This is a genomic window from Ruegeria sp. K5, from assembly GCF_056531805.1.
The window spans coordinates 47,276-58,097 of sequence record NZ_JBQFML010000013.1; the positions used below are offsets into that span (position 1 = coordinate 47,276).

The window sequence follows — 10,822 nt, forward strand, 5'->3', positions numbered from 1 at the left end:
AGGACAAGAACATGAAACTTGGCGTTATCTGTGATGGCATCAGTCGCGACCTGAAACACGCGGTCGATGTGATGGATGAGTTTGACCTCGAATATGCCGAACTGCAATTTGTCGGCGATACGGAGGTTGGCGATCACTCTGCGGATGAGATCAGGGAAATTGACGCGCTGCTTCGGGATCGGGGCAAGCCTGTATCCTGTCTGTCGCGCCACATCTTCGCGGGAATGACCGGGGCGAACAAACCAGGGGACGACCTGCATAGCAAGCATATGGATGCTCTGAAGCGCGTGATCGACATGGCGCATGTGGTCGGCGGCCCATTGGTGCGCATTATGACTCCGAAGAAAGAGCAGATTCTGTGGGGGTCCGGAGGTGCAGAAAAATGGAACGTCGCCAAGGGTGCATGGGACGCGATGCTGCCCCTGATTGCACCGGCGATTGACGTTGCCAAGGACGGCGGAGTGACTTTGGTCGTCGAAACGGGCAACGGGACCATGGTGAATTCGAATTACACCGCCCGTAAGCTGATCGATGATCTGGATGCCAAAGACACGTTAAAGGTACTTTGGGATCCGGCCAACAATTGCTGGTGTCACGAACAAGCGTTTCCTGCTGGGTATGACGAGGTAAAAGATGGCTATCTCGGGCACATCCACATCAAGGACGTTCAAGTCGACACGCCCCGCGCAACATTGACGGTCAAACAAATGGGCGAAGGCCAACTGGCCGATCAGTTTCAGCCGATGGCGGATGCTCTGAAAACCGACGCCTATGATGGGGTGATATCATTCGAAAGTGTCTACCATCCCGGTAACGGAAATTTCGAAGACGGTTTCCGCCGCTGTATCGATCGCTTCAAAGAGCATTTTGGTTGAACCTCTGGCGAGACCAAAACGGCCAATCGATGTTCCTCCCAAAACATCGTTCGGCCGAAATACAGACCCGTCCTCAGGCGGGTCTGTTTTGGTTTTTCGGTGAAAACCGAATAACTGTCAAAAGATCTAGTTCTGCGTGACGATTGAGGAGAGTTCGCATTAATTTCCACAAAAAATTTCTCTTTCGGCGATTGTGTCGCAGTACTTCAATGGCAGCTTAGGCGGACCGCACCGTAGCGTGGAGATAGTCTGGTTGGCTTCTACAAGGTGTGATCCTTGCGCAGACCCAAGGCAGCAATCAGAGCTTCGAAGTCGCTCGTGCGCGCGCAGCATTTGTCAAAATGGGCTCTCCACACACCTTGGCCGCAGTGTCAATAAATAGGGGCTACCGGTATTGGGTCAGAAATGCTTGACGTTTGGGTCAGAATTGAATGACGTGATTTGCCCATTTATTGAGGTTTTGTGCGCCGATTGAGTCAGGAATCAGTGACGTTCCACAGTGCTTGTGTAAGGCGACACATAGTTCTGCCACCAGCGACAGAACCTTTCCATTTTCGCCTCACTTCCTTCATCTAACACCTGGACCGATCTCATTGATCCTGACTTCTTTTTGGGAAAATCAGGGCTGATTTGCAGATCAGACGCCGAAAGCGCCTGTTCCTGCTGATCTGCCACGTGGCGAACGCGGATGGGGGCGAGGCAATGCTATTCGACAATAGTGGTGCGGCCCGCAGGCGTAGCCGAGGACACGGTGTTGTCTAATAGGGTTGCCCGAGTGGGAAGGCAGCGTCTTACCCTTTACAGCCAGAGGCGTTTGGATTGTCCATATGCCGATGACCCAAAGCAGGTGCAGCGGAGCAGGCTGCGCCCTTACTGTTTGCGCAAGAACGCATTGTTATTCTAATGAAACTGGCGGAAACCGGTCATTCGCTGTAATCGCAATAATTCTCTTTGATTATGAAAGGTTTCGGGTTCCGGGCAGAAATAGAAACAAACTATAGGGCTATGGGAAGCTCGAGCGTAACGCTTGCTCCTTGCTCGACTTGGTTGATTGCGACCACTCCTCCGTGACGCTTCGCGACAGCTGAGACAATCGACAACCCTAAACCGCTACCTTCGGAATATTCCAGCTGCGAAAATCGACTGAAAACGGCTTCGCTTTGGTCGGGTGAAAGGCCGGTTCCGTCATCAGATACGGTTAGTTTGACGTTCCCCGCGTCACAACGCAGTACAACTGATATTCGACTCAGTTCAGCGCCGCCGTGCTTAAGCGCATTGTCCAGCAGGTTTTTGATAGCCTCTGCCAAAAAGATCCGATCTCCCGAGACCAAGATTGTTGGTTCTGGCAATGTGACTTCAAAATCGATCCCTTGTGTGAGGATATGAACGCCCATGTCAGCGCAGGCCTCTTCCACAACCGCACGGAAATCAATCTTGTCCATCTGATCCTGATGCGTAGGTTGCCGCAGTCGTTCCAGTGACAATAGTTGTTCCGCCACTGTAGCCGAATTCTTTGCCGCTGCCACCAGCTCGATTATCCGTTTGTCTTTGTCCTCATCTGTTTTTGCATCGCGCAATGCCTCAGCCATGGACTGGACCGCAGCCGCCGGATTTCGCAATTGATGCGCGGCTTCTGAGATAAACACCTGATGGGCGTTGATGCTGTGCTCGACCTGTCCAAACAGCCGGTTCAACGTCTGAACAATTCCATGAACCTCGACCGGGACCGGGCGTCTGATTTCGCTCAGGTCGTCAGGTGAGCGTAGGTCGATCGCATCCTGCAAATCCAGCAAGGGGCGCAACCCGCGTGCGACCCCGAACCACACGACAACGGCAAGGGTGGCCAGCAGAATACCCATCAGGATCGCGGCGCGGATCGACAGTTCGTTGGCAAAAGCGTTGCGGTCCGCAACGCGTTGCCACGCTGTGACTGTCGCATCGCCCACCAGGTTATCCAACGTGACCCGCTCAGTCATTTTCAGCACGCGCACCGACTCATCCCGATAAACTGCTTCGAAAAATTGCGGCTGGTATGCGTCTTGCTCTGACGGGTTTGCAGCGGCCGGAGGATATGCATACCCTGTGACGTAGATGCCACCGGGTCCGGTCACGTGATAAAAAATCTCCCCGCCTGACGCATCGCGGATCAAGCTGCGCGTGGTGGGCGACAAGGCATCGCCTTCTGACACAGCCACGTCGCGCGAAATGGCCAGACCGGCGGATAGCAGGCTGTCGTCAAATAACTCCTGCGCCGTTTTCTGGGCCACGGTGTAGCGCCAGTATCCAAGCAGGATTGCGAGCAGCACCAATGGCGTCAGGATCAGAATGAAAAGCCTGAGCCTGAGTGAGCCGTGCCGGATCACTTCTGCACCTCTAGCAGATATCCAAGGCCACGGGCGGTCTTGATCCGGATGCCAAGGTTCTGAAGGCGTTTGCGCAGTCGTGACACATGCGGCTCGACGGCTGAATCGTCGACATCGGCGCCCACGCCGTAGACGTAATCGGTCAACTGACTTTTGGGGACGATCCTGCCCCGCCGTTCCAGCAGGCATTCAAGCACAGCCATTTCCCGACGCGGCACATCGAGAATTTGGCCCTTTGCGCTCACCTGCCGGGCGGTGCGGTCGAACTCAAGATCTCCGATGGTCTCGCGCGCGCCATAATCCAGTTGTTTGCGACGGGACAGCGCGCGGATGCGGGCTTCGAGTTCGTCCATTTCGAAGGGTTTCACGAGGTAATCGTCAGCGCCCATATCCAGACCGGAAACACGGTCGCTGGTCTCGGTACGTGCGGTTAGCAGGATGACAGGCGCGCTGTCGCCCCGGTTGCGCAGGGACCGCAAGATCTCAAGCCCTGACCGACCCGGCAGGTTGATGTCCAGAACGATCAGGTCTGCGCCTTCCTGTTCCAGATACAAATCGGCCGCGACACCATCTGTCAGCACGTCAGCGGCATGGCCCCTGTCCCGCAGGCGATAGGCAATGGCGTTGGCGAGGGTCTCGTTATCCTCGACGATGACGATCCGCATTCGGGCTCCTGCAAGTTTCGCGCAAGGTTGGCGCTCCATGATTGCCAGATGGGAGGGGGAATCAACCCCACAGTTCTATTTGCAATCACGGTGGTGCGGAGGGCGCTGACGTGGTTGTCTGGTCAACAGGGAGGAACCAATGGCCATTTCCAACTTCACCCGTCGCGCCGTCGTGGGGCTGATTGCCGCCGCCGGACTCGCCGCACCTGCCGCTGCCGAGGTCGATTTCTCGGGCAAGACCATCGAATGGGTCATTCCGTTCTCGGAAACGGGCGGGTCGGCCAAATGGGCCAACTTCTTTGCCCCGCTTCTGTCCGAGGCGCTGCCGGGTCAGCCGACTGTGGTAGTTAAGTTCATGCCCGGTGCAGGATCGACCAAAGGTGCGAACTGGTTTCAGGAGCAGGAGCACGACGATGGCACCCTGCTGTTTGGCACGTCGGGTTCAACACAGTTCCCGTATCTGCTGAGCGACCCGCGTGTGCGCTACGAATACAACGATTGGATTCCGGTTATGGCGTCGGGTACCGGTGGCGTTGCCTATCTGAACGCCGAGGATGGAGCCAAGTTTGATGGTTCTGCCAATGCGCTGAAAGACACCAACTTCATCTACGGCTCGCAGGGCGCGACTCGTTTAGACCTTGTGCCGCTGCTGGCCTGGCAGATGCTGGGCATGAATGTTGAGCCTGTCTTTGGCATCAAGGGCCGCGGTGATGGCCGCCTGATGTTCGAACGTGGTGAAGCCAATATCGATTACCAAACGTCCTCGGGCTATCTGGGCGGCTCGGCCCCGCTGGTCGAGGCTGGTCAGGCCGTTCCGATGATGACGTGGGGCGCGTTGGATGCGGATGGCAATATCGTGCGCGACCCGACATTCCCGGATATTCCGACCTTTAAAGAGGTTTGCGAGGCCACAGATGGTTGCGAAACCAGCGGTGAGGCTTGGGATGCGTGGAAAGCCTTCTTCGTGGCAGGCTTCCCGGTTCAGAAGCTGGCCTTCCTGCCCGGTGACACGCCGCAAGAGGTCGTCGATGCCTATACAGCAGCGTTCCAAGCTGTGACCGAGCGAGGCGATTTTGCTGATATCTCCTCGAAACGCGTTGGTAAGTATCCTGTTTTTGTCGGCGAAGGCTCAAAATCTGCTCTGCAGACGGCGACCAATGTGGACGACAATGCCAAGCAATACGTCCTGAACTGGCTGAAAGAGGCCTACGGCGTCGAGCTGAACTAAGCTGACACGTCGTCGCGCGCCCAACGAAGGGCGCGCGTTTCTCTACATACAAAACAGTTAATGAAAGGCGGCCGCTATGGAGGTTTTCGCCACCGCTCTACCTGCGCTTGGTGACGCGTGGGGTCTTATCCTGCAACCTATCGTATTGGGTTATCTTGTGCTCGGCGTCGTTATGGGGCTGGCTGTAGGTGTTTTCCCAGGGCTTGGAGGCATTGCCGGCCTTTCGCTGTTGCTGCCTTTCATGTTTGGAATGGACCCGATCCTTGGTCTGGCACTGATGATCGGCATGGTGGCGGTGGTGCCGACCTCGGACACATTCGCGTCCGTCCTGATGGGCATTCCCGGCAGTTCCGCCTCGCAAGCGACGGTGCTGGACGGCTTCCCTATGGCCAAAAAGGGCGAGGCCGCGCGGGCGCTGTCGGCTGCCTTTTCCTCATCCTTGTTCGGCGGCCTGGTCGGCGCGACCTTCTTGACTATGTTCATCCTGATCGCGCGGCCTATCGTTCTTGCCTTCGGTCTGCCCGAGATGTTGATGATCACAATTCTTGGCCTTTCTATGGTTGCGATCCTTGCCGGGCGTATCCCACTGAAAGGCGTCGCCGCCGCCGGATTGGGCCTGATGGTCGGTACCATTGGTGAGGCCGACGCGGGCGGCTCACTCCGTATGGCGACCTATGACATTCCCTACCTGACGGATGGCCTGAAACTGGTCATCGTCGGTTTGGGCATCTTTGCCGTGCCCGAGATCGTATCGCTGTTGCGTCAAGATCGGTCGATTGCCAAAGGGGCCTCACTGGGCGCCGGTTGGCTGGACGGCGTCAAAGACTGGGCGGCCAATATCTGGCTTTCTGTCCGCTGTTCGATCATTGGCGTGATTGTTGGCGTCATACCCGGTCTTGGTGGTTCGGTCGTCGATTGGATCGCCTATGGCCATTCGGTTCAATCCACCAAGGACAAAAGCAATTTCGGCAAAGGCGAAGTGCGCGGAGTCATCGGCCCGGAAAGCTCAAACAACGCCAAGGAGGGCGGCGGGCTGGTGCCAACTTTGCTGTTTGGCATTCCCGGTTCCGGCTCAATGGCGATCTTTATCGGCGCGGTGGCCCTGCTGGGGTCTGGCGATATCGAGGTCGGTCCAAGCATGCTGAAAGACAATCTCGACATCACCTATTCAATCGTTTGGTTGCTGGCGCTGGCCAACGTCGTGGGCACGATCTTGTGCATCGCGGCATCGGGCGGGATCGCCAAGCTGACGACCATCCGCTTCACCTATCTGGCCCCGTTCTTGTTCATGCTGATCAGCTTTGCGGCGTTCCAGTCCGGTCAGAACTTCGAAGACCTGCTGGCCTTGTTCGTGATCGGCCTGATCGGCATCTTCCTGCGCCGCTTCGACTGGTCGCGCCCCGCCTTCCTGATCGGTTTCGTTCTGTCGAACCCGGTTGAGAAGTTCACCAATCAGGCGTTCCAGATCGCCTCATTCCGGTTCCGCAAAAGCTTTGGCGAGGGGATGGAGTATGTATTCAGCCCCATCGTGATCGTCCTGATCGTGGTCACAGTCGTCTCGGTCATTCTGGGTATCCGGCAGGCCAAGATGATCATGGCCGAGGGTGATGTTCAGGCCGGTACCAAACGCGCGCCGCTTATCTTTCTGCTGGTGATCATGGCCTATCTGATCGTCGCTTTGGTCAACGCCAACATGATCCCCGACTACAATATGACCGACAAGATCATCCCGCTGGTGATCGGCAGCGTCTCGCTGTTCTGTTGCGTGATCCTTCTGATCCAGATGATGCGGCGGCCCGAGGGTGACGCGATCTTTGCCGACAAGGAAATCGCCGGTGAAGACGCCAGCGCACCCCACGGTCTGTGGTCCACTCTGGCATGGTTCGCCAGTTTGATCGCGGCCACGTGGGTGGTGGGCTTCATCCTCGCCCTGATAGGGTTCCTGATCGCCTTTCTCCGTATCCGCGCCGGGTCCAGCTGGCAGATGACTCTGATCCTGACCGCCTGCGGCATCGGGTTCATGTGCCTGATGGCGGGCGCTCTGAACCGCGATTTCCCGCCGGGTCTGTTGCAGGACATGGTCAGCCTGCCCTGGCCGTTGAAGTGAGGGGTTCAAAATGACTCAAACCGCAATCCCTTATATGCTGATGCGTGGCGGCACGTCGAAAGGCCCGTATTTCCGTCGCTCGGATTTGCCCGAGGATCTGGACGCGCTAGCCGAGGTGCTGATAGCCGCCCTTGGTTCCGGGCAGTCGCTGAACATCGACGGCATCGGCGGCGGCGCGGCGGTGACCACAAAAGTCGCGATGCTGTCGGTCAGTGAGGATGAGTGGGCCGATATCGACTATTTCTTCGCTCAGGTCTCGGTCGAGGACAAGCTGGTCGATTTCAAACCGACTTGCGGCAACATCCTGTCCGGGGTTGCCCCTGCGGCTATCGAGATGGGCCTGTTCAAACCGCAGGGCGATGAAACTGAAGTTCGCATTCGGGCCGTCAACACTGGGGCTCGGGTCGTGGCCAAGGTGAATACACCCGGGGGCGAATTGACCTATGAGGGTGATGCGGAGATCGCCGGCGTTCCCGGTCATTCAGCGCCGGTGCAGTTGAGTTTCATGGGCGTGGTGGGCTCGGCCACCGGAGCGTTCCTGCCTACGGGCAACCTGCGCGATGCAGTTCAGGGCGTCGAACTGACCTGCATGGATGTCGCTATGCCGATGGCTATCGCCCGCGCCACAGATTTCGGATTGACGGGCTATGAGAGCGCCAAGGAGCTGGACGCAAACCGCGCGTTCTTTGACCGGATGGAGGCCGTTAGGATCGAAGCAGGCCAGCGGATGGGTATGGGGGATGTGTCCAAATCGGTCACCCCTAAGTTCGGCCTTGTTGCTCCGGCCAGAGAGTGCGGAACGCTTGCGGTGCGGTATTTCATGCCGTGGAAAACCCACCCGACCATGGCGGTCACCGGCGCGCAATGCATGGCGTCTTGTGCTTTGACGCCCGGAACCGTCGCCGACGGTTTGCTGGATCGCCCCACTAAAAGCCCAGCCGAAGTTGTTCTGGAACACGCCTCGGGCAAAATAGACGTGCTGGTCAATTTCTCTACCGACGAAGGTTTCACCGTGAACGCGGCGGGCTTAGTTCGAACTGCGCGCAAGTTGGCTGACGGGCATGTTTATGTGCCGCAATCTGTTTGGGACGGGAGTTGATTAGGTGGCAGCCATAAAGTATACTATGGTATACAAAAGAGGAGGTCACGATGGTCGACTATTCGGAATGCCTCGGTATCGCGCGTCTGGAACTAAAGCTGGCGCAAGCGGCCTTGCGGCGAGATATGGCAGAATACCCAACGCCGATCGCCGGGTGTGATGAGCAGTTCAACCATCTGCTGGATCAAAGCGAACGGGTCCGAAACGCTCTGGCCGCCCTTGACGCACCGCATTTTGTCCCGACGCCAAGAAAACTGAACACCGAGCAGGGTATAGAAAGCCGATGAAGGTCCACATTCTTGATGACTGGTTTGGCACGCTGCGTGGCCTGCCTTGTTTTGAGAAACTCACCGCTCATGAGGTGACGGTATGGACGGATCATGTCGAAGACGCTGACACTCTGGCCGAACGACTGCAGGACGCAGAGGTGCTTGTCCTGTTCCGCGAACGTACCAAAGTCACCCGCGCCTTGCTGGAGAAATTACCAAACCTGAAACTGATCAGCCAGCGCAGCGTTTATCCTCATGTCGATGTTGAGGCCTGCACAGATCACGACGTGCTGCTGTGCTCAAACATGCATGGCGGGACGCCGTCTTATGCTGCAGCCGAACTTACTTGGGCGTTAATCATGGCCGGGATGCGGAATTTGCCCGCACAAATGGCCTCGGTCAAAGCAGGGCACTGGCAGGCGGGCGTGGGCAAGACGCTGAGGGGGCGTCAGTTGGGGCTCTATGGCTATGGCCGCATTGCTCGCGCCATTGCAAGTTATGCCGAGGCCTTTGGGATGAATGTGGTCTGGTGGTCATCCGTAGAAGGCCGGGCGCGTGCGCAGGCGGATGGCGCGCAGGTCGCGCCCAGCCGTGAAGCGTTCTTTGGCAGCAGCGATGTTATCTCGGTCCATGTGCGCTTGAAACCGGATACGCGCGGGATCATCACCGCATCGGATTTCGCACAGATGCAGCCGGAGGCGCTGTTTGTGAACACCTCGCGAGCCGGGCTGATCGCACCTGGTGCTTTGCTTGAGGCGCTGAACGTCGGTCGCCCCGGCAAAGCGGCGATTGATGTGTTCGATTCCGAGCCACTGATTGATCCGACCGACCCGCTTTTGTCACATCCCAACCTGATCGCGACCCCACATATCGGCTTTGTCACTGAGGATGAGTTCGACCTGCAATTCGCGGATATTTTCGATCAGGTGAACGCCTATGCCGAAGGCGCTCCGATCCACATGATCAACCCCGAGGTTTGGACCAACGCAGAATAAGGTTTGCGGCGATGGGCGCACCAATGATCACTAACACGATCCTTGTCAGATGGTGGGTGATCACAAAGCCCAAATCCGCGCCCGAGACGATGGCCAGCACCGTCATCTCTGCCTGCCCACCGGGCGCGAAGGCCAGAAACGCCTCGACAGGTTGGCCCAGTCCCAAGGTGGTGACAACGGCGGTGAAAGCGGCTGCCAGGACGGCAAGGACAATGACATAGGCGAAGCCCGCTGCCACTACCCGGCGTAGTTCGACCCATGTGACACCTACGAATTTCACACCAATTCCGCAGCCAATGAAAAACTGCGCTGCAAGGATGGCCTCGCGAGGCGGTCGGGTATGAATGAAGTCGCCCAGTGACAAGGCTGCCGTCAGGATCATTGGCCCCAGGATTGACGCCCCGAACAGGCCGATCCGCTCTCCGCCTTTCCAGCCGACAATGGCGGCCAGAACCATCAGCGCCAATTCATGTATTGGCAGGTTGTGCGCGGGCTCGCCAATCGGATTGGTGAGTTGGGCATCATAGAACACGGTGAGGAACAAGGGGGCCAACGTCACGATGATCAGCACGCGCGTACCGTGGATCAAGGACAAGGTACGCGGATTGGCCCCGGCCTCAGTGCCAAAAATGATCATGTCTTGCAAACCGCCCGGCATGGCTGCGTAGAAAGCCGTTGTGGAGTCAAAGCCCCAGAATTTGCGAAAGAATGGCACACCTACCAGCGCGATCAGCAGGATGAAGAACGGGATCAGCGCAATTGACGCGGCCATTTTCGGCAATTCAGCAAACAGAGCCGGCGTAATCGATGCCCCTACCGCCACGCCCAGTATAGTGCGGGCGGCAACCGAGACCTGTCCAAAGCCTTGCATCGGTGCGTGTGCAAGAGCTGCAATCAAACATGCGCTCATTGGCCCGAACAGAAAGGGTAGCGGCAGGTTTAGCGCCCAAAATACCCCAGTGCCCAACACCGCCAGGCCGAGCGTGACGGCCTGTTTCGTCAGAAGAGAGGGGGTATTGGTTTGGCTGTGCAAGGTAAGCGTTCCAGCTTCGTTGACTTATAACGTATCCATGTGTATACAACTGGACGCAAGATGACAAGAGAGCCTGCGATGACCCTTCAGGACGCTCCCTTACAACCTGGTCCACAAGGCAATTCTGCGTATCAGCGCCTGCTGGACGAGATTCGCGAGGGCACTCTTCTGCCCGGCGACCGGCTGCG

General features: G+C 57.4%; 9 protein-coding genes. 6 read left to right on the forward strand and 3 right to left on the reverse strand.

Features of this window, described 5'->3' with window-relative positions:
- Nucleotides 1-11 precede the first annotated feature (11 nt).
- Nucleotides 12-875 carry a sugar phosphate isomerase/epimerase family protein gene (locus ACR0MO_RS20205; protein ID WP_170456752.1) on the forward strand — a complete coding sequence of 288 codons (864 nt, stop codon included), beginning with the start codon at nucleotides 12-14 and terminating at the stop codon, nucleotides 873-875.
- Nucleotides 876-1,870: 995 nt separating this feature from the next.
- On the opposite strand, the gene ACR0MO_RS20210 is transcribed toward ACR0MO_RS20205, so the two are convergent.
- Together ACR0MO_RS20210 and ACR0MO_RS20215 are read right to left on the reverse strand one after the other, a co-directional pair.
- Nucleotides 1,871-3,238, reverse strand: a complete 1,368-nt coding sequence (locus ACR0MO_RS20210) for a sensor histidine kinase (protein ID WP_480875366.1) — start codon at nucleotides 3,236-3,238, stop codon at nucleotides 1,871-1,873.
- Nucleotides 3,235-3,903, reverse strand: coding sequence for a response regulator transcription factor (locus ACR0MO_RS20215; protein WP_170456751.1), 669 nt, complete (start codon nucleotides 3,901-3,903; stop codon nucleotides 3,235-3,237). The genes ACR0MO_RS20210 and ACR0MO_RS20215 overlap by 4 nt, the downstream gene beginning before the upstream one ends.
- A 139-nt stretch (nucleotides 3,904-4,042) precedes the next feature.
- On the opposite strand from ACR0MO_RS20215, the gene ACR0MO_RS20220 reads away from it, so the two are divergent.
- The 5 genes from ACR0MO_RS20220 (at nucleotide 4,043) to ACR0MO_RS20240 (ending at nucleotide 9,601) form a co-directional block, all read left to right on the forward strand.
- On the forward strand, nucleotides 4,043-5,131 hold the full coding sequence (locus ACR0MO_RS20220; RefSeq protein ID WP_170624810.1) for a type 2 periplasmic-binding domain-containing protein: 1,089 nt from the start codon (nucleotides 4,043-4,045) through the stop codon (nucleotides 5,129-5,131).
- Between the two features lie 76 nt (nucleotides 5,132-5,207).
- Nucleotides 5,208-7,238, forward strand: a complete 2,031-nt coding sequence (locus ACR0MO_RS20225; RefSeq protein ID WP_170456747.1) for a tripartite tricarboxylate transporter permease — start codon at nucleotides 5,208-5,210, stop codon at nucleotides 7,236-7,238.
- 10 nt (nucleotides 7,239-7,248) lie between these two features.
- The gene (locus tag ACR0MO_RS20230; protein ID WP_170456745.1) at nucleotides 7,249-8,337 is read left to right on the forward strand and encodes a 4-oxalomesaconate tautomerase; all 1,089 of its coding nucleotides are present in this window, start codon (nucleotides 7,249-7,251) and stop codon (nucleotides 8,335-8,337) included.
- Between the two features lie 50 nt (nucleotides 8,338-8,387).
- Complete coding sequence (locus ACR0MO_RS20235; protein ID WP_170456743.1) at nucleotides 8,388-8,624, forward strand: hypothetical protein; 237 nt, start codon at nucleotides 8,388-8,390, stop codon at nucleotides 8,622-8,624.
- Nucleotides 8,621-9,601 (forward strand): D-2-hydroxyacid dehydrogenase family protein, encoded by a 981-nt coding sequence (locus tag ACR0MO_RS20240; RefSeq protein WP_170456740.1) that lies wholly within the window; start codon nucleotides 8,621-8,623, stop codon nucleotides 9,599-9,601. Before ACR0MO_RS20235 ends, ACR0MO_RS20240 begins: the two co-directional genes overlap by 4 nt.
- On the opposite strand, the gene ACR0MO_RS20245 is transcribed toward ACR0MO_RS20240, so the two are convergent.
- Entirely contained in the window at nucleotides 9,570-10,634 is a 1,065-nt protein-coding gene (locus tag ACR0MO_RS20245; protein ID WP_480893076.1) for an AbrB family transcriptional regulator, read from the reverse strand. The two genes, ACR0MO_RS20240 and ACR0MO_RS20245, sit on opposite strands and share 32 nt — an antisense overlap.
- Between the last annotated feature and the right edge of the window lie 188 nt (nucleotides 10,635-10,822).